22 protein-coding genes and 1 tRNA gene are annotated in these 24,258 nt (G+C 62.4%); 15 read left to right on the top strand and 8 right to left on the bottom strand.

What is annotated here, in order from left to right:
* Positions 1-27: 27 nt before the first annotated feature.
* Together hemH and BMY68_RS09845 are read right to left on the bottom strand one after the other, a co-directional pair.
* Positions 28-1,044, bottom strand: coding sequence for a ferrochelatase (hemH, locus tag BMY68_RS09850; protein WP_085532372.1), 1,017 nt, complete (start codon positions 1,042-1,044; stop codon positions 28-30).
* 13 nt (positions 1,045-1,057) lie between these two features.
* Positions 1,058-1,960, bottom strand: coding sequence for a TIGR01777 family oxidoreductase (locus BMY68_RS09845; RefSeq protein WP_085532374.1), 903 nt, complete (start codon positions 1,958-1,960; stop codon positions 1,058-1,060).
* A gap of 196 nt (positions 1,961-2,156) precedes the next feature.
* Between BMY68_RS09845 and BMY68_RS09840 the strand changes: the two genes are divergently transcribed.
* The 5 genes from BMY68_RS09840 (at position 2,157) to BMY68_RS09820 (ending at position 7,170) form a co-directional block, all read left to right on the top strand.
* Positions 2,157-3,140 (top strand): NAD(P)/FAD-dependent oxidoreductase, encoded by a 984-nt coding sequence (locus tag BMY68_RS09840; RefSeq protein ID WP_085532376.1) that lies wholly within the window; start codon positions 2,157-2,159, stop codon positions 3,138-3,140.
* 293 nt (positions 3,141-3,433) lie between these two features.
* Entirely contained in the window at positions 3,434-4,402 is a 969-nt protein-coding gene (locus BMY68_RS09835; protein ID WP_085532378.1) for a YbgA family protein, read from the top strand.
* Between the two features lie 3 nt (positions 4,403-4,405).
* Entirely contained in the window at positions 4,406-5,341 is a 936-nt protein-coding gene (locus BMY68_RS09830; protein ID WP_085532380.1) for a MerR family transcriptional regulator, read from the top strand.
* Between the two features lie 13 nt (positions 5,342-5,354).
* Complete coding sequence (gene phrB / locus BMY68_RS09825) at positions 5,355-6,800, top strand: deoxyribodipyrimidine photo-lyase (RefSeq protein WP_085532382.1); 1,446 nt, start codon at positions 5,355-5,357, stop codon at positions 6,798-6,800.
* Between the two features lie 64 nt (positions 6,801-6,864).
* On the top strand, positions 6,865-7,170 hold the full coding sequence (locus BMY68_RS09820; RefSeq protein WP_085532384.1) for a YkgJ family cysteine cluster protein: 306 nt from the start codon (positions 6,865-6,867) through the stop codon (positions 7,168-7,170).
* 7 nt (positions 7,171-7,177) lie between these two features.
* On the opposite strand, the gene BMY68_RS09815 is transcribed toward BMY68_RS09820, so the two are convergent.
* The 6 genes from BMY68_RS09815 to hemA form a co-directional block, all read right to left on the bottom strand.
* Positions 7,178-7,696, bottom strand: coding sequence for an acyloxyacyl hydrolase (locus tag BMY68_RS09815; RefSeq protein ID WP_007928361.1), 519 nt, complete (start codon positions 7,694-7,696; stop codon positions 7,178-7,180).
* Positions 7,697-7,811: 115 nt separating this feature from the next.
* Positions 7,812-8,603 (bottom strand): glutamate racemase, encoded by a 792-nt coding sequence (gene murI / locus BMY68_RS09810; protein WP_085532386.1) that lies wholly within the window; start codon positions 8,601-8,603, stop codon positions 7,812-7,814.
* Entirely contained in the window at positions 8,596-9,351 is a 756-nt protein-coding gene (locus BMY68_RS09805) for a molybdopterin-synthase adenylyltransferase MoeB (RefSeq protein WP_085532388.1), read from the bottom strand. Before BMY68_RS09805 ends, murI begins: the two co-directional genes overlap by 8 nt.
* On the bottom strand, positions 9,345-10,175 hold the full coding sequence (gene prmC, locus BMY68_RS09800; protein ID WP_085532390.1) for a peptide chain release factor N(5)-glutamine methyltransferase: 831 nt from the start codon (positions 10,173-10,175) through the stop codon (positions 9,345-9,347). Before prmC ends, BMY68_RS09805 begins: the two co-directional genes overlap by 7 nt.
* A 6-nt stretch (positions 10,176-10,181) precedes the next feature.
* Positions 10,182-11,264 carry a peptide chain release factor 1 gene (gene prfA, locus BMY68_RS09795; protein WP_007928353.1) on the bottom strand — a complete coding sequence of 361 codons (1,083 nt, stop codon included), beginning with the start codon at positions 11,262-11,264 and terminating at the stop codon, positions 10,182-10,184.
* Positions 11,261-12,547 (bottom strand): glutamyl-tRNA reductase, encoded by a 1,287-nt coding sequence (gene hemA, locus BMY68_RS09790; protein WP_009045563.1) that lies wholly within the window; start codon positions 12,545-12,547, stop codon positions 11,261-11,263. Before hemA ends, prfA begins: the two co-directional genes overlap by 4 nt.
* A 181-nt stretch (positions 12,548-12,728) precedes the next feature.
* Here hemA and BMY68_RS09785 point away from each other — a divergent pair, with 181 nt between their 5' ends.
* From BMY68_RS09785 to BMY68_RS09740, 10 genes are all read left to right on the top strand, one after another.
* The gene (locus tag BMY68_RS09785) at positions 12,729-14,453 is read left to right on the top strand and encodes a tetratricopeptide repeat protein (RefSeq protein WP_085532392.1); all 1,725 of its coding nucleotides are present in this window, start codon (positions 12,729-12,731) and stop codon (positions 14,451-14,453) included.
* A gap of 4 nt (positions 14,454-14,457) precedes the next feature.
* Positions 14,458-15,075, top strand: coding sequence for a lipoprotein insertase outer membrane protein LolB (gene lolB, locus BMY68_RS09780; protein WP_007928346.1), 618 nt, complete (start codon positions 14,458-14,460; stop codon positions 15,073-15,075).
* 2 nt (positions 15,076-15,077) lie between these two features.
* Positions 15,078-15,929: a 4-(cytidine 5'-diphospho)-2-C-methyl-D-erythritol kinase gene (ispE, locus tag BMY68_RS09775; protein WP_009045565.1), complete on the top strand. Its 852-nt coding sequence runs from the start codon at positions 15,078-15,080 to the stop codon at positions 15,927-15,929.
* A 37-nt stretch (positions 15,930-15,966) separates the two neighbouring features.
* Positions 15,967-16,041 (top strand) — tRNA-Gln (locus BMY68_RS09770).
* A 48-nt stretch (positions 16,042-16,089) separates the two neighbouring features.
* Complete coding sequence (locus tag BMY68_RS09765) at positions 16,090-17,031, top strand: ribose-phosphate pyrophosphokinase (RefSeq protein ID WP_003171603.1); 942 nt, start codon at positions 16,090-16,092, stop codon at positions 17,029-17,031.
* A gap of 140 nt (positions 17,032-17,171) precedes the next feature.
* A complete protein-coding gene (locus tag BMY68_RS09760) occupies positions 17,172-17,771 on the top strand; it encodes a 50S ribosomal protein L25/general stress protein Ctc (RefSeq protein WP_007928342.1) in 600 nt (199 codons plus the stop codon).
* A 168-nt stretch (positions 17,772-17,939) separates the two neighbouring features.
* On the top strand, positions 17,940-18,524 hold the full coding sequence (gene pth, locus BMY68_RS09755) for an aminoacyl-tRNA hydrolase (RefSeq protein WP_007928340.1): 585 nt from the start codon (positions 17,940-17,942) through the stop codon (positions 18,522-18,524).
* A 22-nt stretch (positions 18,525-18,546) separates the two neighbouring features.
* Positions 18,547-19,647 (top strand): redox-regulated ATPase YchF, encoded by a 1,101-nt coding sequence (ychF, locus tag BMY68_RS09750; RefSeq protein WP_062824652.1) that lies wholly within the window; start codon positions 18,547-18,549, stop codon positions 19,645-19,647.
* A 316-nt stretch (positions 19,648-19,963) separates the two neighbouring features.
* Complete coding sequence (locus tag BMY68_RS09745; RefSeq protein WP_085532394.1) at positions 19,964-20,590, top strand: response regulator; 627 nt, start codon at positions 19,964-19,966, stop codon at positions 20,588-20,590.
* A 4-nt stretch (positions 20,591-20,594) separates the two neighbouring features.
* On the top strand, positions 20,595-24,188 hold the full coding sequence (locus tag BMY68_RS09740; RefSeq protein ID WP_085532396.1) for an ATP-binding protein: 3,594 nt from the start codon (positions 20,595-20,597) through the stop codon (positions 24,186-24,188).
* Positions 24,189-24,258: the final 70 nt, after the last annotated feature.

Genomic DNA, 24,258 nt, shown 5'->3' with positions numbered 1-24,258 from the left:
TAGGAGCGAGGCTTGCCCGCGATACGTTTACAACGCCAAAGGCGCGCGCTCGCACAAGGTGTTCAATGCCTTGGCCCATTGCGGGTCGTCGTTCAGGCACGGCACCAGCACCAACTCCTCCCCTCCCGCTTCGCGGAACTGTTCGCGAGCGCGATCACCGATCTCTTCCAGGGTCTCGATGCAGTCGGCGACAAACGCCGGGCACATCACCAGGATCTTCTTCACGCCCTGTCGGGCCAATTCATCCAGGCGCGCCTCGGTGTAGGGCTCGATCCATTTGGCACGCCCCAGACGGGACTGGAACGACACCGACCACTTGCCGTCCGCCAGCCCCATGCGCTTGGCGAACGCCCGGGCCGTGCTCAGGCACTGGCCGCGGTAACAGGTGGCGGCCACCTCAGGGGTCGCGTCGCGGCAGCAATCACCTTCCAGGCTATGGCCGGGATTGAGCTTTTTCAGGTGCCGCTCGGGCAAGCCATGGAAGCTCAGCAGCAGATGATCGAAGTCCTGTTGCAGGTGCGGCCTGGCACTGGCCACCAGCGCGTCGAGGTACTCCGGCTGATCGTAAAACGGCTGCAGCACCGAAAGCTGCACATCCAGCTTCTTGTCCCGAATCACCCGCCGGGCTTCCTCCACCACCGTGGTCACGGTGCTGTCGGCGAATTGTGGATAGAGCGGCGCCAGGGTGATCTTCTTCTGCCCCTGGGCCACCAGGCGCAGCAGCGCCGATTCGATGGACGGCTCGCCATAACGCATCGCCAGTTCCACCGGGCCGTGCTTCCACTCACTCGTCATGGCTTCCTGCAAGCGGCGGCTGAGCACCACCAGCGGCGAACCCTGCTCCCACCAGATCGAAGCGTAGGCATGGGCCGATTGCTCCGGACGCTTGATCAGGATCAGCGATACCAGCAACCGCCGAACCGGCCACGGCAGATCGATCACGTAAGGGTCCATCAGGAATTGATTGAGGTAGCTGCGCACATCCGCCACCGAGGTGGAGGCCGGCGAACCCAGGTTGACCAGGAGCAACGCGTGATCGGTCATGCAACGTCCTATTTCAGAGGCGGCTGGACAAGTCGTCCAGGGCCGCGCGCAAATCAGTGAACTGGAAAGTGAATCCGGCGGCCAGCAACCGCGCGGGGACCGCGCGCTGACCACCCAGCAGCAACAACGACAATTCCCCCAGGCCGACACGCAAGACAAAGGCCGGCAGCGGCACTACCGCCGGCCGGTGCAAGACGCTGCCCAGGGTCTTGGCGAACTCGCGATTGCGCACCGGCTTCGGCGCGCAGGCATTATAAGGACCGCTGGCATCACTGCGGTGCAGAAGAAAATCAATCAGGGCGATTTGATCCTTGATATGAATCCACGGCATCCACTGCCGACCGTTACCGATCGGCCCGCCCAGGGCCAGTTTGAAGGGCAGCAGCAAGCGCGACAAAAAGCCGCCCTCGGCCGCCAGCACCAGGCCCGTGCGAATCAGCACCACACGCAGGCCCATGGCCTCGGCACGCTGCGCGGTCTCCTCCCAGGCGATACACAACTGGCTGGCGAAATCCTCACTGACCGGGGGCGAATCCTCGTTCAGCTCGCGCTCCCCGCCATCGCCATACCAGCCCACGGCCGACCCGGAGATCAGCAACCCGGGTTTCTGCCTCCGGCTTTCCAGCCAGGCCAACAACTTTTCCGTCAGGGTAATGCGGCTGCTCCAGAGCAGTGCCTTGCGCTTGTGAGTCCAGAGCCGATCGGCGATCGGTGCTCCCGCCAGGTTGATAATGGCGTCGACCGGTTCCTCTGCAAGTTCGTCCAGGCGGGCGATGCCGCGAACCTGAGCGCCACAGAGTTTGGGCACCTCGGTGGGCCGACGACTCCATACGGTCAACTGATGGCCCTGAGTCAGCCAGTGACGGCAGAGCTGACGTCCTATCAAACCAGTACCGCCGGTCAGCAATATGTGCATGACATCTTCCTCGCGTGGCGTTTTACCCGGATCACTAGTCTATTTTTATAAGCAGGGATCTTTTCAATCGGGCAGGCTCTGTGTTTAACAATAGGACACCCTGTAAAACCGATAACGCCGAAAGTTATACCAAAAAACAAAATTGTACAGATTTTAACGACGGCGTAGTCTGCACAGAAAGGTAAACGAGGCCCCTATGACCGTACCCATCGCAATCATTGGTACCGGCATCGCCGGACTCTCCGCCACCCAGGCGCTGAGAGACGCCGGGCATGTCGTGCAACTCTTCGACAAGAGCCGCGGCAGCGGCGGACGTATGTCCAGCAAGCGCAGCGACGCCGGCGCGCTGGACATGGGCGCGCAATATTTCACCGCCCGCGACCGGCGCTTCGTCACCGAAGTCCAGCGCTGGCAAGCCAATGGCTGGGCCGCCGAATGGACGCCGCAGCTGTACAACTTCCATGGCGGCCAGCTCACCCCGTCGCCGGACGAACAGACCCGCTGGGTCGGCACCCCGCGCATGAGTGCCATTACCCGTGGCCTGCTGGGCGAAACGGAGGTGCATTTCGCCTGCCGCATCACCGAGGTCTACCGCGGCGAACAGCATTGGCACCTGCAGGATGCCGAAGGTTTCACCCACGGCCCGTTCAGCCACGTGATCATCGCCACGCCGGCCCCCCAGGCCACCGCCCTGCTGGCCGCCGCACCGAAACTGGCGAGTGCCGCCGCCGGGGTAAAAATGGACCCGACCTGGGCTGTCGCCCTGGCATTCGAGACCGCGCTGGAAACCCCGGTGGAAGGCTGCTTCGTACAGGACAGCCCGCTGGACTGGCTGGCCCGCAACCGCAGCAAGCCAGGGCGCGACAACGGCCTCGACACCTGGGTCCTGCACGCCAGCAGCACCTGGAGCCGCCAGCACATCGATCTGCCGAAAGAAGCAGTGATCGAACAGTTGCACGGCGCATTCGCCGAACTGCTGCACAGCGCCATGCCCGCCCCGACCTTCAGCCTCGCCCACCGCTGGCTCTACGCCCGCCCAGCGAGCAGCCATGAATGGGGAGCCCTGGCGGATGTCGACCTGGGACTCTATGTGTGCGGCGACTGGTGCCTGTCCGGTCGCGTCGAAGGGGCCTGGCTCAGCGGGCAGGAGGCCGCCCGCCGGTTGCACGAAAACCTGTAAGCGCATCACCCCGCGTAACGTTTTGCTGCTGTCGCAATGGACAGCAGCCTGTCTCCTCCGCTCAAGACTCGAACACACTTCTGCCGATCGGACCGTTCCGAGACGAAGAAAAGCGCGCGCCAAAAATCTCATGCGTTAGCCAGCCAGCAATCGAACGACAGATGAGCAGGACGCAACCCGAAGGGCTGGGCGGCAAAGCTGTACAAAATATTTGACTTGCACACCTTTGATCCTATGATGATGAAAAGTTGTACAAGATCTTATTTTTGTACATGAAACCCGGAGCCTCTCACATGCCCGACAATCCAGCCCAGGCCGACAAGCCGAGAATCGCCATCAGCGCCTGCCTTCTGGGAGCGCCTGTGCGCTACAACGGCGGGCATAAGGAATCGCGCCTGTGCAGCCAAGCCCTCGCTGAGTTTTTCGAGTTTGTCCCGCTGTGCCCGGAAGTCGCCATTGGCCTGGGTACACCCCGCGAACCGATCCGCCTGGTGGGCGATCCACGGCAACCGCGGGCCGTTGGCAGCGTCGACCAAACCATGGATGTCACCCGGGCACTCACCGATTACGGCCAGCGCATGGCCGCTGAACTGGACAGCCTCTGCGGCTACATCTTCATGCAGAAATCTCCGTCCTGCGGCCTGGAGCGGGTCAAGGTCTACCAGGACCAGGGCCGCCCCGCCGAGCTCAGCGGACGCGGTATCCATGCCCAGGCTTTCTGCAGCCGCCATCCGGACCTGCCGGTGGAAGAAGACGGTCGGCTCAATGATCCGGTGCTGCGGGAAAACTTCCTGACTCGGGTATTCGCCTACAGCGCCTGGCAGGACGTGCTCAGGCAAGGCCTGAGCCGTCGCCGCCTGACCGATTTTCACGCGCGCTACAAATACCTGCTGATGGCCCACAACCCGGAGCAATACAAGGCCCTCGGCACCCTGCTGGGCAGCATGGGCCAAAGCGATCCGGCGCAAATCGGCCCACGTTATTTCAGCCAACTGATGGCGGCCCTGAAAAAGTGCGCCACCCGCCGTACCCACAGCAACGTACTGCAACACATCAGCGGCTATCTCAAGCAAGCCATCAGCCGCGACGACAAACAGGAAATGCAGCACCTCATCGGCCAGTACCGCCGCGGCATCGTGCCGCTGGTGGTGCCGCTGACCCTGCTCAAGCATCACCTGCGCCGGCACCCCGATCCCTACATCGCGCAACAGGTGTACCTGCAGCCCCACCCGGAAAGCCTCAGCCTGCGCAACGCGCTCTGAACCATGAACGACTCGAGGCTCGACCCGGATGCACCCGCCAGCGAATCCGATGGCACCCATGAGCAAGGCTGGTTGCCGATTCGCGAGGTGACCCGCCAGACCGGGGTCAACGCCGTCACCCTGCGCGCCTGGGAACGCCGTTACGGGCTGATCGTGCCGCAACGCACCGCCAAGGGTCACCGACTGTTTTCCAACGAACACGTGCAGCGCATCCTGAAGATCCTGACCTGGCTCGATCGCGGGGTGGCGGTCAGCCAGGTCAAGCACCTGCTGGACGCCGAGCCGGCGCCCAGCGAACCGGCCCATAACGACTGGCACCTGCAACGCCAGCGCCTGGTCCAGGCCATCAGCCAACTGGCCGAGCGTCAGGTCGACGAAAGCTTCAACCAGGTCATGGCACTCTATCCGCCACGAACCTTGTGCGAGCACCTGCTGCTACCGCTGCTGGACGAACTCGAACAGCGCTGGCAGGGCCGCTTCGGCATGCAGATGGAGCGGGTGTTTTTCCATTCCTGGCTGCGTAGCAAATTCGCGGTGCGGGTCTATCACAACAATCGCCAGCTACAAGGCGCCCCGCTGCTGCTGATCAATCACTCGGACCTGCCGCTGGAGCCACACCTGTGGCTCTGCGCCTGGCTGATCAGCAATGCCGACTGCCCCGTGGAAGTCTTCGACTGGCCGCTGCCCCCCGGTGAACTGGCCCTGGCCGCCGAACACCTGAAAGCGCGAGGCGTGCTGCTGTACTCGAGCCAGTCGATCAACCTGCGGCAACTGCCACGCCTGCTCGGCGGCCTCGACTGCCCGGTACTCATCGTCGGCCCAGCAGTGAGCATCCACCACGCCGAACTGGCCATCTGCACTACCGAGATCGCCAATCTGCACCTCGCCGCAGACCCGCTCTCCGCGCACCAGGCCCTGATCGGGCTAAGGCTTCTCTAATGCAGGAATTCCCATGCAACTGATCTGGCTACGCAGCGACCTGCGCCTGCATGACAACACCGCGCTGAGCGCCGCAACCCAGCGCGGGCCGACTGTGGCCCTGTACCTGCTGAGCCCGCGGCAGTGGCAGGCGCATGACGATGCGCCGTGCAAGGTCGACTTCTGGCTGCGTAACCTTGAACAACTGAGCGGCGACCTGGCCCGGCTGAACATCCCGCTGCTGATCCGCCAGGCGCCAAGCTGGGAGCAGGCACCCCAGGTGCTGTTGCAACTGTGCCGGGAACTGGCCATCGAGGCGCTGCACGTCAACGAGGAATACGGCATTCACGAGAGTCGCCGTGACATGGCGGTGGCCAGCCTGCTGGAGAGCCAGGGCGTGGGCTTCCACAGTTACCTCGACCAACTGCTGTTCCGGCCCGGCAGCGTGCTGACCAGGAGCGGCGGCTACTTCCAGGTCTTCAGCCAGTTTCGCAAGGTCTGCTACAACCGGCTGCACAGCGCCTTGCCGCCACAGCTGGCGGCTCCCAGGGCGCAAGCCGCGCTGAGGATAAAGGCCGATGCGCTGCCCCGGCAGGTCGAGGGCTTCCCGACACCCGGCCCGCACCTGCAAGCGCTCTGGCCGGCCGGAGAAACCGCGGCGCAACAACGCCTGGCGTATTTTGCCGAGGCCCAGCTCGACCACTACCAGGCCGAGCGCGACTTGCCGGCCAGGCCCGGCACCAGTCAGCTTTCGCCCTACCTCGCCGCCGGCGTGCTGTCGCCACGCCAATGCCTGCACGCGGCGCTGCAGAACAACCGGGGCGAGTTCGCCAGCGGCAGCCCCGGCGCCGTCGCCTGGATCAACGAACTGCTCTGGCGCGAGTTCTACAAACACATCCTGGTGGGCTACCCGCGGGTGTCCCGGCACCGGGCCTTCCGCCCGGAAACCGAAGCCGTGGCCTGGCGCGATGCCCCCGATGAGCTGGCGGCCTGGCAGCAGGCCCGCACCGGCCTGCCGATCATCGATGCAGCCATGCGCCAGTTGCTGGAAACCGGCTGGATGCACAATCGCCTGCGGATGATCGTGGCGATGTTCCTGACCAAGAACCTGCTGATCGACTGGCGCCAGGGCGAGCGCTTTTTCATGCGCCACCTGATCGACGGCGATCTGGCGGCAAATAACGGTGGCTGGCAATGGAGTTCATCCACCGGCACCGATTCGGCGCCCTACTTCCGCATCTTCAACCCCTTGAGCCAGTCGCAGAGGTTCGACAGCCAAGGGGCTTTCATCAAGCACTGGCTGCCAGAGCTGGCGGGGTTGAATGCAAAAGATATCCACAACCCGGCCGCCATGGGCGGCCTGTTCGGCGTGGCCGATTACCCGCCGCCGATGGTCGATCTGTCGATGTCCCGCGAGCGCGCTTTGGCGGCCTTCAAGAACCTGCCGTCACGGGTGGCTGCCGAGGAATATCGGGAGTAAGAGGCGGCAGGCGTCCGTCAGTGGTTTCACACAGCCTGCGGCCACTGCCTTACACTGCGCGCCTATGACCACTATTCCTGTCACCCAGATCGCCGAAACGGCGGTCACCTGCGCAAGCTGCGCGGCCTGCTGCTGCCAACTGGAAGTGATGCTGATCACCGAAACCGGGGTGCCCGAACGTTTTATCGACACCGACGAGTGGGGCGGCGAAGTCATGTTGCGACTGGATGATGGTTGGTGTGCCGCGCTGGATCGCAACAGCATGCTGTGCAGCATCTACGAACAACGGCCACTGATCTGCCGGGAGTTCGAGATGGGGGAAGTGGACTGCCTCAACGAACGCCGCGGCATCGCCACGGCGTATCGCTGAAAGGGTCTTACAACGGCATGGTGTAATGCAGCGAGTAGCTCTCTACACCGTCGTTGGGCGTCGCGATGCCAGCGTTGGAATAGTGCGTGGCACGGAGACCGACTTCATGCCCGCCGTTGAACCGCAGGCCGAAACCGAAGCGGTCCTCGAACTGGAACGCCGAACCGAGCTTGTTGTCCTCCACCTCGGTGTTGGCGAATACCGCCACGCCGATCCCCGCCTCGATGTAAGGCTTGATGTTCTGCCCGGCAAATTCGTACACCAGCACCGGCGAGAACGACAGGCTGTGGTTGCTGGACTTCTCGTCGCCATCCCAGAAGGTATAGGCGCCGCTCCAGTAGCCGGTCAGGCGACCGACATCGCTTTGCAGCCAGCTCTTGTCCCAATCGAATTGCATGCCCAGGCGATAGGTCTGGGTCGAATCGCCGGTCTGCCCCACCGAAAACTCGACGCCGGCCGCTTGTGCCGAAAAACTTTGCCCCAGTAGTGCAGCTGCAAGTGCAGCCAAACAAAACATTCGTCTCATCAGGAACATCCTTTTCAAACGATTTGTATGGTGTTGTACAGATTCCGCAGACACGTTAATAGAAATCTGTGCTTGAACAGAAGTTCAGCGCAAATCAGCGCTTCTGCAGGATTTTTTATAAAGCGAAGCTTTGCACCTCTCCCGCCTCTTTCCAGAGCAACGGCAGAATATGTCTGAAGTGACACGGATCGCCACTGGTCCAGAACCGGGCCTGGCGTGCAGGCCCCGCAGCCAACAGCTCGCGCTCGCCGAGCAGGCGCTCCAGGTGGCGGGCAACCGCGGCCCCGGTATCGATCAGGCTGATGTCCTCGGGGATCATCGACTTGAGCAACGGCTTGAGAAACGGATAGTGGGTGCAACCGAGGATGAGGGTGTCACAGCCGGCCGCCAGCAGCGGTTCGACATAACCCTGCAGCAGTTGGCGCAACGCGGGGCTGTGCAGGTCCCCGGCTTCGATCCGTTCCACCAGGCCCGGGCATGGCCGGGTGATGACCTTGATATCGGTGGCGAAACGATCGAGCAAGGCAGCGAACTTGGCACTCTGCAAGGTACCGGTGGTGGCCAGCACGCCGACCACGCCACTACGGGTGGCGGCGGCAGCCGGCTTGACCGCAGGCTCCATGCCGATGATAGGCCAGTCCGGGTAGTCCCGACGCAGGTCAGCGACAGCGGCCACGGTCGCGGTGTTGCAGGCCAGCACCAGCGCCTTGGCGCCCTGCTCGCGGAAAAACCCGGCGACCAGGCTGCAACGCTGACGGATGAATTCGGGGGTTTTCTCGCCGTAGGGAATGTTGCCGCAATCGGCCACATACAGCAGCGATTCATGGGGCAGGCGCTGCTGGATCTCCGCCAGCACCGACAGGCCGCCGACGCCGGAGTCGAAGACGCCGATCGGCGCTTCACGCATGCTGGCCTCCACAGACGCTGCAGCCCGGGTCGCGCTTGACCCGCAGTTCGCGAAAGCGCGTGCCCAAGGCATCGATCAACAACAGGCGGCCCACCAGCGGCTCGCCGAACCCCACCAGCAGCTTCAAGGCCTCGAGGGCCTGCAGGCTGCCCACCAGCCCCACCAGCGGCCCGAGCACACCGGCCTCGCTGCAGGTCAATTCGGCTTCGCTGCCGTGCCCATATAAGCAGTGGTAGCACGGGCTCTCGGGACGCCGCGGGTCGAACACCGACAGTTGCCCTTCCAGGCGAATCGCCGCGCCGCTGACCAGCGGCTTGCCGGCGGCGACACAGGCGGCATTCACTGCCTCGCGGGTCGAGAAGTTGTCGGTGCAATCGAGCACCAGGTCCACCGCCGTGACCGCGGCCGCCAGGGAGTCGGCATCCAGCGCGACGCGATGGGGCACCAGCTGGATCTCGGGATTGATCGCGGACAAACGCCCCATCGCCGAATCGACCTTGCTCAGGCCGACGCTGTCGGTGTCGTGAATGATCTGGCGTTGCAGGTTGGTCAGGTCGACCGTATCGAAGTCGGCCAGATGCAGCTCGCCGACGCCCGCGGCGGCCAGGTACAAGGCCACCGGAGCGCCCAGGCCACCCAGGCCGACGATCAATACGCGGCTGGCCTTGAGTCGCAACTGGCCGTCGATGTCGACGTGCTGCAACAGAATCTGCCGGCTGTAGCGCAACAACTCCTGATCGTTCAGCACGGCAGGCTTCCTAAGCTGATGCGTTCATGACCGCCCAGGTCGACACGGCTGTGCACCTCGGCAAACCCTTGGCTGAGTAACAGGTCGCGTACGGCCGGCGCCTGGTCGTAGCCATGCTCGAGCATCAACCAGCCGCCAGCCTCGAGGTGCTCTGGCGCCTGGGCGATGATCAGGCGCAGGTCGTCCAGCCCGTCCTTGCCCGCGACCAGGGCGCTCTCCGGCTCGAAACGCACATCGCCGGCCGCCAGGTGCGGGTCGGCGTCGGCGATATAGGGCGGATTGCTGATGATCAACTGATAACGCTCGCCTTGCAGGGCACTGAACCAATGGCTGCTCAGCACCGTGACATTGTCCAGTTGCAGGCGCTGACGGTTGCGTTCGGCCAGGGCCACGGCTTCCAGCACCCGGTCGACCGCGGTGACCCGCCACGCCGGGCGCTCGCTGGCCAGGGCCAGGGCGATGGCGCCGCTGCCGGTGCCCAGGTCGAGCACTCTGGCCGGGGTGGCGGGCAGCAGTTCCAGCGCCGCCTCCACCAGCAATTCGGTGTCGGGACGCGGAATCAGGGTGTGTGGCGCCACTTCCAGGTCGAGCTTCCAGAAGCCCTGCTGGCCAAGGATGTAAGCCACCGGTTCGCCGGAACGGCGCCGCTGCAGGTAACTGGAGAAGGTCAGCGCCGCTTCGCTGGGCACGATCCGCTCGGGCCAGGTGTGCAGGAAGCTGCGCGGCTTGCCCAGGGCAGCGGCCAGCAGCAACTCGGCATCCAGGCGGGCCGTGGGCGAATCGGGCAATTGGGCGGCGCGCAACAGGCTGGCGATGATGGTCATTTATGTTTACTCGCCCAGTGCCGCAAGTTGATCGGCCTGGTATTCGGCCAGAAGCGGTTCGATCACGGCTTCGACGCCACCGGCGAGGATTTCATCGAGGGAATAGAGAGTCAGGTTGACGCGGTGATCGGTCACCCGGCCCTGGGGAAAGTTGTAGGTGCGAATGCGCTCGGAACGGTCGCCCGAACCCACCAGCAGCTTGCGTTCGCTGGCAATCGCGTTGGCCGCGGCGCTGGTCTGCTGGTCGTTGAGCTTGGCCGACAGCCAGGACATGGCCCGCGCCCGGTTCTTGTGCTGGGAGCGTTCTTCCTGGCACTCGACCACGATTCCCGACGGGATGTGGGTGATGCGGATCGCCGAGTCGGTCTTGTTGACGTGCTGGCCACCGGCACCGGAGGAGCGGTAGGTATCGATCCGCAGGTCCGCGGGGTTGATCTCGATGGCTTCCTGTTCGTCCGGCTCGGGCAATACCGCCACGGTGCAGGCCGAAGTATGGATGCGGCCCTGGGACTCGGTGGCCGGCACCCGCTGCACGCGGTGGGCGCCGGATTCGAATTTCAGCTTGCCGTAGACGTTCTCGCCTTCGACCCGGGCGATGACTTCTTTATAGCCGCCGTGCTCGCCCTCGTTTTCCGAGAGGATCTCCAACCGCCAGCCACGCCGCTCGGCATAACGCGAATACATGCGGAACAAGTCGCCGGAGAAGATCGCCGCCTCGTCGCCACCGGTGCCGGCGCGGATTTCCAGGAACACGTTGCGCCCGTCGTTGGGGTCCTTGGGCAGCAGCATGCGTTGCAGGGTGCTTTCCAGCTCGACCAGTTGTTCCTTGGCCTCGCGGACTTCTTCCACCGCCATTTCCCGCATGTCCGGATCGCTGTCCTTGAGCAGCGCCTGGGCGCCCTCGAGGTCGGCCTGGACCTTGAGCACCTGTTTATAGGTCTCGACGATCGGCTCGACTTCGGCGTACTCCTTGGAATAGGCGCGGAACTTGGCCTGATCGGAAATGACTTCGCCGTCGCCAAGCAACGCGGTCAGTTCTTCGAAACGGTCCTGGAGGACATCCAGCTTATTGAGCAGTGACGCTTTCATTGCGGTTTTTTATCCGAAGAGTCCGAAGCGCCCTCACCGAGGGCAAAGAGTTCCTGGGCCATGGCCAGCGCATCCAGGCGGCCTTCAGCGGTCAGTTTTTTCAACTGGACGCTGGGCGCATGCAGCAGTTTGTTGGTCAGGCCGCGAGCCAGTTGCATCAGGACGTCTTCGGCGCTGCTGCCGTTGCTCAGCATGCGCAGGGCCTTTTGCAGTTCTTCATCGCGCAGGCGCTCGCTCTGCTGACGATACGCCTTGAGCACGTCCACCGCAGCCAGCTCGCGCAGGCGCACCATGAAGTCCTCGGCGCCGATGTTCACCAGCTCTTCCGCCGCCTGCGCCGCGCCTTGGCGGCTCTTGAGGTTTTCGGCGACCACTTCATGGAGATCGTCGACGGTATAGAGGTAAACGTCGTCCAACTCGCCGACTTCCGGCTCGATATCCCGCGGCACGGCAATATCCACCATGAAGATCGGCTTGTGCTTGCGCAGCTTCAGCGCGCTTTCCACCGCGCCCTTGCCAAGGATCGGCAACTGGCTGGCGGTGGAACTGATGACGATATCGCTGTGCACCAGCTCCTGAGGAATATCCGACAGCAGCACGGCATGGGCTCCAAACTGTTCGGCCAGGGTGCTGGCGCGCTCCAGCGTGCGGTTGGCGACCACGATGCGCTTGACCCCCAGGTCATGCAGGTGGCGGGCGACCAGGGTAATGGTCTCGCCGGCGCCGATCAGCAGCGCCTGGCTGCGCTGCAGATCGCTGAAAATCTGTTTCGCCAGGCTCACCGCGGCAAAGGCCACGGAAACCGGGTTTTCGCCGATGGCGGTGTCGGTACGTACCTGCTTGGCGGCGCTGAAGGTGGCCTGGAACAGCCGCCCCAGCAGCGGACCAATGGTTCCGGCCTCACGCGCCACGGCGTAGGCGGACTTCATCTGCCCGAGGATCTGCGGTTCGCCCAGCACCAGCGAATCCAGCCCCGAGGCGACACGCATCATGTGACGAACGGCCGCATCGTCTTCGTGCACATAGGCACTGGCGCGCAGGTCTTCGAGGCTCAGATGGTGATACTCGGCCAGCCAGCGCAGCACGACATCCGCCGAAAGGTGATCCTGTTCTATATAGAGTTCACTGCGATTGCAGGTGGAGAGGATCGCAGCTTCGCGGCTGTCGGTGAGGCGGCAGAGCTGCTGCAAGGCCTCAACCAACTGCTCAGGGGTAAAGGCCACGCGCTCGCGGACGTCTACTGAAGCAGTCTTGTGGTTAATACCGAGTGCGAGGAAGGCCATTCAAGGTCGCTGATGATGTCGAGAAGCCGACAATTGTCCTACTTCGAAAGATTCAGAACAACCACTGCCGACTATTGTCCCAATAGACTGCCTCTGTAAGGCATCCGCTGAGTCTCGGTTATGTTTGGCCGAAGGCTTGTGTCATGATGATCCGACCGCAGGTTAGTCGTCCTCTTCCTATATGAATAGATCTTCCGCGTTGCTCCTCGCTTTTGTCTTCCTCAGCGGCTGCCAGGCCTTGGCACCCGTTTCACCGGACGGTACGCCGCCGGTCGAAGACACTACCCCGGCTCCTGAAAAGCCCAAGGTTTACTCCTCGTTCAGCGAAGACACGGTCTTCAGCCTGCTGAGCGCGGAACTGGCTGGCCAACGCAATCGTTTCGACATTGCCCTGGACAACTATGTCACCCAGGCCATCAATACCCAGGACCCGGGCATCTCCGAGCGGGCATTCCGCATCGCCGAATACCTGGGTGCCGACCAGGCCGCGCTGGACACTGCGCTGATCTGGGCGAAAAACGCCCCGGACGACCTGGAAGCCCAGCGTGCCGCCGCCATCCAGCTGGCCCGCACCGGGCGTTACGACGAATCCATGGTCTATATGGAGAAAGTCCTGCAGGGCAAGGGCGATACCCATTTCGATTTCCTCGCGCTGTCGGCCGCCGACACCGACCAGGATACCCGCAACGGTCTGATGAAGAGTTTCGACCGCTTGCTGCAAAAACACCCGAACAACGGCCAACTGGTGTTCGGCAAGGCGCTGCTGCTGCAACAGGACGGCGACACCCGCGAAGCCCTGAAGCTGCTGGAGCAGAACCCGCCGGAAGAAGGCGAGATCGCGCCGATCCTCCTGCGCGCCCGCCTGCTGCAGAGCCTCAGCCGCGCCGACGAAGCCCTGCCGTTACTGGAAAAAAGCATTCGCAAGTACCCGGACGACAAGCGCCTGCGCCTGACTTACGCGCGCATGCTGGTCGAGCAGGATCGCATGGACGACGCCAAGGCCCAGTTCTCCAGCCTGGTCCAGCAGTATCCGGAAGACGACGAGCTGCGTTACTCCCTGGCGCTGGTCTGCCTGGAAGCCAAGGACTGGGAAGAGGCCAAGGGTTACCTGGAAGACCTGATCGCCCGGGAAAGCCACGTCGATTCGGCACACCTGAACCTGGGCCGCATCGCCGAAGAGCTCAACGACCCGCAAGGCGCGCTGGCGGAATACGGCCAGGTCGGCCCAGGTGCCGACTACCTGCCGGCACAATTGCGCCAGGCCGACATCCTGATGAACAACGGCCGTACCGCCGAAGCCGAAAAACGCCTGGCCTCCGCCCGCGACACCCAGCCGGACTACGCCATCCAGCTGTACCTGATCGAAGCCGAAACCCTGTCCGCCAACAAACAGGGCGACAAGGCCTGGAAGATTCTCCAGCAAGCCCTGCAGCAATACCCGGACGATGTGAACCTGCTCTACACCCGTGCGATGCAGGCCGAGAAGCGCAACGACCTGGCCCAGATGGAAAAGGACCTGCGCCTGATCATCAAGCGCGAACCGGACAACGCCATGGCATTGAACGCCCTCGGCTACACCCTGTCGGATCGCACGACCCGTTACGCCGAAGCCAAGGCCCTGATCGAACAGGCCCACCAGCTGACCCCGGACGATCCGGCGGTACTCGACAGTCTGGGCTGGGTGAACTATCGCCTGGGTAACCTCGCGGAGGCCGAACGCCTGCTGCGCCAGGCGCTGGAACGCTTTCCCGACCAGGAAGTCGCCGCGCACCTGGGCGAAGTGCTCTGGGCCAATGGCAAGCAACGCGAAGCCAAGCAGATCTGGAGCAAGTTCCTCAAGGACCAGCCCGACAGCCCTATCCTGCGCAGCACCATCAAGCGCCTGACCGGATCAGAGACCCTTTAAGACTATGTTTTTGCGCCACCTTATCGTTTTCAGCTTTATCGCTCTGCTCGCCGGCTGCTCGGGTTTCGGCACCCGCGAATCTGTCGAGGGTCACGGCAGCCCCGCGCTATGGCGCGAGCACAAACAGCAACTGAGCGGCCTCGACGGCTGGCAGATCAACGGCAAGATCGGCATTCGCGCCCCCAAGGATTCGGGCAGCGGCACGCTGTTCTGGCTGCAGCGCCAGGATTACTACGATATCCGCCTGTCCGGCCCGCTGGGTCGCGGCGCCGCCCGCCTGACCGGACGCCCCGGCAAGGTCGCGCTGGAAGTCGCCAACCAGGGACGTTACGAAGCCCCGACTCCGGAAGCCCTGCTCGAGGAACAGCTGGGCTGGAACCTGCCGGTCTCGCATCTGGCCTGGTGGGTTCGCGGGCTGCCCGCCCCCGACAGCAAGAGTCGCCTGACCCTGGACGGCGACAGCCGCCTGTCCAATCTCGAACAGGACAACTGGCAGGTCGAATACCTCAGTTATGCACAACAGAGCGGTTACTGGCTGCCGGAGCGGATCAAGCTGCATGGCCGCGACCTTGACGTCACGCTGGTGATCAAGGAATGGCAACCACGCAAGCTGGGGCAGTAAGCATGAACGCGCCACGACTGACCCTGCCCTCCCCGGCAAAACTCAATCTGATGCTGCACATCCTCGGCCGCCGTGAAGACGGCTATCACGAACTGCAGACGATTTTTCAGTTTCTCGATTACGGCGATGAAATCACCTTTGCCGTGCGCGATGACGGCGTCATTCGCCTGCATACGGAGTTCGCCGGCGTCCCCCACGACAGTAACCTGATCGTGCGCGCGGCCAAACAGCTTCAGGAACAGTCCGCATGCCCGTTGGGCATCGATATCTGGATCGAGAAAGTCCTGCCCATGGGCGGCGGCATCGGTGGCGGCAGTTCCAATGCGGCGACCACTCTGCTGGGCCTGAATCACCTCTGGCAACTGGGCTGGAGCGAAGATCGCCTGGCCGCGCTGGGCCTTTCCCTGGGCGCCGACGTGCCGGTTTTCGTGCGTGGGCATGCAGCTTTCGCCGAGGGCGTGGGAGAAAAACTCACCCCGGTAGACCCCGAGGAACCTTGGTATCTCGTGCTGGTGCCGCAAGTCTCTGTAAGTACAGCAGAAATTTTTTCAGATCCGCTGTTGACACGTGACACTCCGCCCATTAAAGTGCGCCCCGTTCCCAAGGGAAACGGCAGAAATGACTGTTTGCCGGTGGTTGCAAGGCGTTATCCAGATGTACGTAACGCATTGAATTTGCTAGGTAAATTTACCGAAGCAAAACTGACCGGAACTGGAAGTTGTGTGTTTGGGGGCTTCCCAAGCAAAGCTGAAGCTGATAAAGTCTCGGCCCTTCTTACAGAGACCCTTACAGGGTTTGTAGCAAAAGGAAGCAACGTTTCGATGTTGCATCGCAAGCTGCAAAGTCTGCTCTAAAAGGAACCAAGTGCCAGGCACTTGATGCAACAGATACAGGGGCGTCGCCAAGCGGTAAGGCAGCAGGTTTTGATCCTGCCATGCGTTGGTTCGAATCCAGCCGCCCCTGCCATTTTCCTTATACTCATCCAGGTATACCCTCAGCCTTCAGGTACTGCGCGTGTCCAAGATGATGGTCTTTACGGGGAACGCTAACCCCGATCTGGCTCGGCGTGTCGTACGTCAGCTGCATATCCCTCTCGGTGACATCTCTGTCGGTAAATTTTCCGACGGCGAAATTACCGCTGAGATCAATGAAAATGTCCGCGGTAAAGACGTCTTCATTATTCAGCCGACTTGCGCTCCGACCAACGATAACCTGATGGAACTCGTCGTGATGGCTGATGCCTTCCGCCGCTCCTCAGCGACTCGAATCACTGCTGTAATTCCTTACTTTGGTTATGCCCGTCAGGATCGCCGTCCGCGTTCCGCACGTGTGGCTATCAGCGCGAAAGTCGTGGCTGACATGCTTACCGTAGTCGGCATCGACCGTGTTCTCACGGTTGATCTGCATGCTGACCAGATTCAGGGCTTCTTCGATATTCCGGTAGATAACATCTACGGCTCCCCGGTTCTGGTGGATGACATCGAAGACCAACGTTTCGAAAACCTGATGATCGTCTCCCCGGACATTGGCGGCGTCGTGCGTGCACGTGCCGTGGCCAAATCCCTGGGCGTGGATCTCGGGATCATCGACAAGCGCCGCGAGAAAGCCAATCACTCTGAAGTGATGCATATCATCGGTGACGTTGAAGGCCGTACCTGCATCCTGGTTGACGACATGGTCGATACCGCCGGCACCCTGTGCCACGCGGCCAAGGCCCTGAAAGAGCATGGCGCTGCCAAGGTCTTTGCCTACTGCACACACCCTGTGCTGTCGGGTCGAGCAATCGAGAACATTGAAAATTCCGTGCTGGACGAGCTGGTGGTGACCAACACCATCCCGCTGTCCGCTGCAGCACAAGCCTGTGCGCGTATCCGTCAACTGGATATCGCACCGGTTGTTGCCGAAGCGGTTCGCCGTATCAGCAACGAAGAATCGATCAGCGCGATGTTCCGCTAGGGCCCTGCCCTAGCCTTACATCTCGATGACGAAAAGCGCCCCGCCCCAGCATTCCTGTTGGGGCGGGGCTTTTTTGCCCATATCGCCTTTAGCGCTGGTCGCAAACGCTGGGGCGAGTGTGGTTATTTTGGAGATACAACATGAACGATTTTACTCTGAATGCTGAACTGCGTTCCGACCTGGGGAAAGGTGCGAGCCGCCGCCTGCGTCGTCTCGCAAGCCTGGTTCCAGCTGTAGTTTACGGTGGCGACAAAGCCCCTGAATCCATCAGCATGCTGGCCAAAGAAGTTGCCAAACTGCTCGAAAACGAAGCGGCTTTCAGCCACGTTATCGAACTGAACGTTGGCGGCACCAAGCAAAACGTCGTGATCAAGGCGCTGCAACGTCACCCGGCCAAAGGCCACGTGATGCACGCTGACTTCGTACGCGTTGTTGCTGGTCAGAAACTGACCGCTATCGTTCCAGTGCACTTCATCAACGAAGCTGCTCCGGTCAAGAAAGGCGGCGAGATTTCGCACGTTATCGCTGAAATCGAAGTGTCCTGCCTGCCGAAAGACCTGCCTGAGTTCATCGAAGTCGACCTGGGCGACGCTGAAATCGGCACCATCGTTCACCTGTCGAACATCAAAGCCCCTAAAGGCGTTGAGTTCGTTGCTCTGGCTCACGGTAACGACCTGGCTGTTGCCAACGTTCACGCTCCACGTGTTGCTCCAGAAGCTGCAGAAGGCGCTGCAGAGTAATTCACTCTGCTTGCCGGAGTTACCGGAAACATCGCGGACTGGAACGTAGCGAGAAAGCGGGCGGGAACGCGGAGTTTACATAATGGTAAATGAGCACTTGTCGTCCACTTTCGCCGCACGTTCCAGTCGCGGCGATGTTATCCACAACTCCAAGGAAGGGCCCCTATCGTGACTGCCATCAAACTGATCGTTGGCCTGGGTAATCCAGGCGCCGAATACGAACAGACCCGGCATAACGCAGGGGCCCTTTTTGTTGAGCGCATCGCCGAGAAACAAGGCGTCAGCCTTGTGGCCGATCGCAAATATTTCGGCCTGACCGGGCGCTTTTCGCACCAGGGTCAGGACATTCGTCTGCTGATACCCACCACCTACATGAACCGCAGCGGCCAGGCCGTGGCGGCATTGGCCGGTTTCTTCCGCATCAAGCCCGAAGAAATCCTGGTGGCGCATGACGAACTCGACCTGCCACCCGGCGTCGCCAAGCTCAAACAGGGCGGCGGGCATGGCGGGCACAACGGGTTGCGCGACATCATCGCGCAACTGGGCAACCAGAATACCTTTCACCGCTTGCGGCTTGGCATCGGCCACCCAGGCGTCGCCAGCATGGTCTCGAACTTTGTCCTGGGTCGTGCGCCGCGCGCCGAACAGGAAAAGCTCGATGCCAGCATCGATTTTGCCCTCGGCGTGCTGCCGGATATCTTCGCCGGTGAATGGAACCGTGCGATGAAAAACCTGCACAGCCAGAAGGCCTGACTCTTACCCGAGGGGAAACACCATGGGATTCAACTGCGGCATCGTCGGCCTGCCTAACGTCGGCAAGTCCACCCTGTTCAACGCCCTGACCAAATCCGGTATCGCGGCCGAGAACTTCCCCTTCTGCACCATCGAGCCGAACAGCGGCATCGTGCCGATGCCGGATCCGCGTCTGGACGCCCTGGCCGCCATCGTGGTGCCCGAGCGCGTGCTGCCGACCACCATGGAGTTCGTCGACATCGCCGGCCTGGTGGCGGGTGCCTCGAAAGGTGAAGGCCTGGGTAACAAGTTCCTGGCCAACATCCGCGAAACCGATGCCATCGCCCACGTGGTCCGCTGCTTCGAAGACGACAACGTGATCCACGTGTCCAACAGCGTCGACCCGAAACGCGACATCGAGATCATCGACCTGGAACTGATCTTCGCCGACCTCGACAGCTGCGAAAAGCAACTGCAGAAAGTCGCGCGCAACGCCAAGGGCGGTGACAAGGACGCCGTGGCGCAGAAAGCCCTGCTCGAGCAACTGATCGCGCACTTCACCGAAGGCAAGCCAGCGCGCAGCCTGATGAAGAACATGAGCGCCGAGGAGAAGCTGGTGATCCGCGGCTTCCACCTGCTGACCACCAAGCCGGTGATGTACATCGCCAACGTCGCCGAAGACGGTTTCGAGAACAACCCGCTGCTGGACGTGGTCAAGGCCATCGCCGAAGAAGAAGGCGCCATGGTGGTTCCGGTCTGCAACAAGATCGAAGCGGAAATCGCCGAGCTGGACGACGGTGAAGAGAAAGACATGTTCCTCGAGGCCCTGGGCCTGGAAGAGCCGGGCTTGAACCGCGTGATCCGCGCCGGTTACGAAATGCTCAACCTGCAGACCTACTTCACCGCGGGTGTAAAGGAAGTACGCGCCTGGACCGTTCGCGTCGGCGCCACCGCCCCGCAGGCCGCCGCCGTGATCCACACCGACTTCGAAAAAGGCTTCATCCGCGCCGAAGTGATCGCCTACGACGACTTCATCCAGTTCAAGGGTGAAGCCGGTGCCAAGGAAGCCGGCAAATGGCGCCTGGAAGGCAAGGACTACATCGTCAAGGACGGCGACGTGATGCACTTCCGCTTCAACGTCTGATCCAACGCTGCAACAGCAGTGCCCCCTGGCTTGATACGACAAGCCAGGGGCTCGTTGCGTGGTTCTATCGCACATGGGCGAGTCTTTCACCCGGTAGCTGTCACGACAACCCACCGTTACTCAACGCTCCCCTCTTGCCAATATTTCCCGGACGCTCCACTCTCCGACGATGCCCCATGCCCGTTTCCGGCCAAGGTTAATTGGTAGCACTTCTGCTGAAACCCACAGCAGCGCCGATACAAGCAGACACTTGCAACCGCTCTGCTTAACTCTATGCACTCGCTCATTGCCATGACTGGATAGGGGCAGCCACAAGATGCAAAAGAAAGTTATCGTCGCCGATGATCACCTGCTCACGCTCATTGGCATCCGCGCCTCGCTCAGCAGCGACAGGACGCTGCAGATCGTCGGCGAAGCACAGAATGTCGAAGGGCTGTTCCAGCTATTGGCCGAACAGCCCTGCGATCTGGTCATCACCGATCTGATGATGCCCCACAGCGAACAGGCCGACGGCATCCGTCTGATCGAACAGTTGCGCCGCCGTTACCCCCAGATCGCGGTCATCGTGGTGACCATGCTCAACAACCCGGCGCTGCTGGCCTCGATCCTCAAGCTGGGGGTCCAGGGGTTGATCAGCAAACGCGGGGTACAAGGCGACCTGCAAAAGGCCATTCGCGCCAGCCAGGCCAAACCCTTCGTCTCCCCGTCCATCCGTCATCTGTTCGACTCCGTGGAGCCTCTGGCCGAGGTCGAACAACTGTCCCCTCGCGAAGTCGAGGTGCTACGCCTCTACGGCGCCGGGTTGTCGGTCAATGAAATAGCCACGCACCTCAATCGTTCCAAGCAGACCATCAGCAGCCAGAAGAGCAGTGCCATGCGCAAGCTGGGCCTGGACAGCAACGCCAGCCTCTACCTGTACATCCAGGAAGTCGGGCTGGCCTGAGACTATGCCGAACCCTCTAGCCGGCCTGCTGCGCCTGATCCTCTGGATCATGCTCTTGCTGACCAGTGTCGCGTCCCTGGGCGCCGCCGAGCCTGAGCCTGCTCCGCTGTCCCTGGCCACGCTGATGGCCATGCGTCAGACGCTGCCCCCTCGCCCGCTACGGGTCGCCGAAGTGAGCGCCTCCAACGAGCAACCCGAGCCTCGTGGCAACGATGTGCTCAACCAGATCACCAACGATTACCTGGAACACATCAGCCAGTTTCTCGAACTGCCGATCCAGCGCGTGCCCTACCCTTCGGTGGACAGTGCCATCGCCGGCCTGACAAACGGGGACATCGATCTGATGCCCCGCGCCACCGAGTACGAAAGAAAACAGCCAGGGTTCGTCTACAGCCAGCCCTACCTGGACAACGAGCCGATCATCGTCGGGCGCATCGCCGACAAGGATCTGTCCCCTGACCTGGCGGGCAAACGCGTGCTGGTTCCAGCCTACTATGTGCAGGCTGAAACAGTCGGCAAGGCCTATCCCAAGGCTGAACTGATCGTGATCAACAGCATTGTCGAAGGCCTGCAGCGCCTGTCCGACGGCGAAGCCGACGCCCTGATCGGCGATCAGCTGCGCACCAATTTCTACATGCGCAGCCTGGCCAACCTCAAGTTGCAGAACAAGTACGTCGCCAATCTGCCGGCCATGGGTTTCAGCTTCGCCGCCCGCGGGCATGAGGACAATCTGGTGCCCCTGATCAACGCCGCGCTGAAGACGGTTTCCCGGGAGCGCAAGCAGGAGATATTGCAGCACTGGGAACGCTCGCCCTGGCTGTTCGCGCCGACCGACTCCTTCGCCCTCAACAGCGCGGAAGACAACTGGCTCAAGCATCTTCCTTCGCTGAACCTGATCGCCCACGAAATCCCCAATTACCTGTACCGCAAGGACGACGGCCAATGGGCCGGACTGGCGTTCAATGTGCTGCGCAGCCTGGCCGACGACTATCAACTGCAACTGAACATCATCGACAGCCAGTCCCCGGACATCGACCGCCAGCGCCTGGAACGGGATGAGGCGCAAATCGCCCTGTCGCTGGCACCGACTCCGGTCCGGCAGAAGCGCCTGTTATTCAGCGATGGCTTCGGCACCGACTACTGGGCCTTCATTACCCGCGAAGGCGCCAGTTCCCCCAGTTCGCTGGCGGCCCTGGGGGGCAGGCGCCTGGCGATCGCCGCCGGACATCCCCTGCAGCCTCTGCTCCAGAGCCGCTATCCGAGCATCGAACTGGTACTCACCGACCACTACTCCCAGTCCCTGCATCTGGTCGAACAGGGCATGGTCGACGCCACGCTGAACAGCGCAGCCGATGCCCAACAGCTGGACAATCCCCGGCTCCGGGCCGGCAAGCAGTTCCAGGCCCAGGCCGAGCCCCTGGTGTTCGCCGTATCGGCCAAGCACCCCGAACTCCTGAGTATTCTCAACAAGCTCCTGTATTCGTTGAAAACTTCGGACGGCAATCAGCACCGCATCAGCATCCTGGCGCGGCCCGCCACCAAGGGTTCGCTCTGGGCCTATCTGCCGAGCTGGGTCTGGCAAAGCGCCGCGCTGGTCCTGGTGCTGGTACTGCTGTCGTTTTACTGGAACTGGCGCCTGCGGATTCAGATCCGCCAGCGGCGCGTCGCGCAGAATCAGCTCAAGGACCAACTGGCCTTCCAGTTCGCCTTGCTCAACGGCTTGCCCATCCCGCTTTACGTGCGTGACTTGCAAGGGCGCCTGAGCACCTGCAACCACGCTTATGAGCAGTTCTTCGGCCGGTCCCTGGACGAGATGCGCGGCACCACGCCGCAAGAGCAAGGCATCGCCCCACGCGCCCTGGCCCTGGACCTGGAGGAGCAACACCAACGGCTGCTGGATAACCGCCAGTCGCAATTCCTCGACAGCGTGATCGAGGTCGATGGCCAGGCCCATCATATCTACCAATGGCTGGTGCCCTTCTACACCGCACTCGGCAAGCAGCAGGGCCTGCTGGGCGGCTGGATCGACATCAGCGTGCGCAAGCACCTGGAACACAAGCTGCTCGAAGCCCAGCAGCAGGCAGTCGACGCCAGCGCCGCGAAAAGCCAGTTCCTCGCGACCATGAGCCATGAGCTGCGCACCCCGCTGAATGCCATGGTCGGCCTGCTGGAGCTGGAAACCAGCGGCGCGTCCACCCCTTCGCAAAACCTCAGCATCGCCCAGCAGTCGGCGCAATCGATGATCGACCTGATCGGCAACATTCTCGATCTGGACAAGGTCGAGACCGGCCAGATGGAGCTGGTGCCCAGCCCCACCGCCCTCGATCAACTATTGGCCAACTGCCTTGAGCTGTTCGCCGCGCAGGCCCGGGAAAAACACCTGGAGCTGAAGCTGCGACACCGCCTGCCCCCCGAGCGGCGCTACCAGGTGGACGCCCTGCGCCTGACGCAGATCCTTCACAACCTGTTGTCCAACGCCTTGAAGTTCACGAACCAGGGCTGGGTCGAGCTGTCGGTCCAGGAGCTGGACTCGGGGCCTCGGCAAAGCCGCCTGATGTTCCATGTCAGCGACACCGGCATCGGCATCGCCGAGGATCAGCAGCCGCAGATTTTCGCGCCTTACCAGCAAGCCCACGCCGAGATCGCCCACCTGCACGGCGGTTCCGGCCTGGGCCTGAGCATCTGCAAACAGCTGGTCGAACTCATGGGCGGCAGCATCCGCCTCGCCAGTGCAGCGGGCCAGGGTTGCCGGGTCAGCTTCGAACTGACCCTGCCCTGGCAACCGGACGAGGACGAGCCGCAGCATGCCCTTCAAGGCGCTACGGCGGTGGCCGGGTTGAATGTACTGATCGTCGACGACGTTTCCACCAACGGCCTGGTGCTCGAACAGCAACTGCTCAGGCTCGGCCATCGCGGGACCTACGTCAGCAATGGCAAGGCGGCCTTGCAAGCCTGGGAACAGGGCCACTTCGATGTGCTGGTCACCGATTGCAACATGCCGCACATGGACGGCTACGCCCTGGCCCGCAATGTCCGTGCCGCAGAACAGGCGCGCGGGCTGCCCAGGATCCCGATCATCGGCTACACCGCCCGTGCCCTGGCAGACGAAAAGCAGCGTTGCCAGGCGGCCGGCATGGACGACCTGATGATCAAGCCCATCGTCCTCGAGCGTCTGCGGGAAGTACTCGGCAAGCTGAAAGCGCCCGGGCTATCCAGTTCATCCCTCAACGCCCCCCTCACCCCGCCCCCCGCCCCAGCGCCTGACGCGGAGGCTGCCGCGACGTTCGACCTGTCCTACCTGGAGGGTTTCCAGAACGATCCGCAGCTCAAGGAGCGCTTGCTCCAGGAGCTGCGCCGGAACCTGGAACAGGAGCGCGAGCTGCTGAGCGCCCCGCTGCCCGACACGCCGGAGTTCCTCGAACAGTGGGTCCACCGGGTCAGCGGCCTGGCCTGCACGGTCGATTCGCCGGCGTTGATGCGGGCCTGCCTCGACCTGCAACGTGCGACTCATGAAGGCGAGCAGGCCCTGGAGGCGCAACGCCACGCGGTGCTCTCGGTCATCGAACGCATGCTGCGCGATATCGAACGCCACGCCTGACCCATCCCGGACAGCCCTGAGCAACAATTCCGGCCCTGGGTAACCCCAGGCTGCCCTCCTGAAACATTTT

Source organism: Pseudomonas sp. NFACC41-3, assembly GCF_900109505.1.
GTDB lineage: Bacteria > Pseudomonadota > Gammaproteobacteria > Pseudomonadales > Pseudomonadaceae > Aquipseudomonas > Aquipseudomonas chlororaphis.
Note: the sequence above shows the minus strand (reverse complement) of the source record. Positions and strands in the feature narration are given on the sequence as shown.

Excerpts from the sequence above, each read along its gene's own strand:
- lolB (WP_007928346.1), top strand. The coding sequence starts at position 14,458 with ATGTTTTTGCGCCACCTTATCGTTTTCAGCTTTATCGCTCTGCTCGCC.
- BMY68_RS09840 (WP_085532376.1), top strand. The coding sequence starts at position 2,157 with ATGACCGTACCCATCGCAATCATTGGTACCGGCATCGCCGGACTCTCC.
- BMY68_RS09745 (WP_085532394.1), top strand. The coding sequence starts at position 19,964 with ATGCAAAAGAAAGTTATCGTCGCCGATGATCACCTGCTCACGCTCATT.
- ychF (WP_062824652.1), top strand. The coding sequence starts at position 18,547 with ATGGGATTCAACTGCGGCATCGTCGGCCTGCCTAACGTCGGCAAGTCC.
- murI (WP_085532386.1), bottom strand. The coding sequence starts at position 8,603 with ATGCGTGAAGCGCCGATCGGCGTCTTCGACTCCGGCGTCGGCGGCCTG.
- BMY68_RS09815 (WP_007928361.1), bottom strand. The coding sequence starts at position 7,696 with ATGAGACGAATGTTTTGTTTGGCTGCACTTGCAGCTGCACTACTGGGG.
- phrB (WP_085532382.1), top strand. The coding sequence starts at position 5,355 with ATGCAACTGATCTGGCTACGCAGCGACCTGCGCCTGCATGACAACACC.
- BMY68_RS09845 (WP_085532374.1), bottom strand. The coding sequence starts at position 1,960 with ATGCACATATTGCTGACCGGCGGTACTGGTTTGATAGGACGTCAGCTC.
- BMY68_RS09760 (WP_007928342.1), top strand. The coding sequence starts at position 17,172 with ATGAACGATTTTACTCTGAATGCTGAACTGCGTTCCGACCTGGGGAAA.
- BMY68_RS09820 (WP_085532384.1), top strand. The coding sequence starts at position 6,865 with ATGACCACTATTCCTGTCACCCAGATCGCCGAAACGGCGGTCACCTGC.
- hemH (WP_085532372.1), bottom strand. The coding sequence starts at position 1,044 with ATGACCGATCACGCGTTGCTCCTGGTCAACCTGGGTTCGCCGGCCTCC.
- BMY68_RS09740 (WP_085532396.1), top strand. The coding sequence starts at position 20,595 with ATGCCGAACCCTCTAGCCGGCCTGCTGCGCCTGATCCTCTGGATCATG.
- BMY68_RS09785 (WP_085532392.1), top strand. The coding sequence starts at position 12,729 with ATGAATAGATCTTCCGCGTTGCTCCTCGCTTTTGTCTTCCTCAGCGGC.
- BMY68_RS09830 (WP_085532380.1), top strand. The coding sequence starts at position 4,406 with ATGAACGACTCGAGGCTCGACCCGGATGCACCCGCCAGCGAATCCGAT.
- hemA (WP_009045563.1), bottom strand. The coding sequence starts at position 12,547 with ATGGCCTTCCTCGCACTCGGTATTAACCACAAGACTGCTTCAGTAGAC.
- prmC (WP_085532390.1), bottom strand. The coding sequence starts at position 10,175 with ATGACCATCATCGCCAGCCTGTTGCGCGCCGCCCAATTGCCCGATTCG.
- prfA (WP_007928353.1), bottom strand. The coding sequence starts at position 11,264 with ATGAAAGCGTCACTGCTCAATAAGCTGGATGTCCTCCAGGACCGTTTC.
- BMY68_RS09835 (WP_085532378.1), top strand. The coding sequence starts at position 3,434 with ATGCCCGACAATCCAGCCCAGGCCGACAAGCCGAGAATCGCCATCAGC.
- ispE (WP_009045565.1), top strand. The coding sequence starts at position 15,078 with ATGAACGCGCCACGACTGACCCTGCCCTCCCCGGCAAAACTCAATCTG.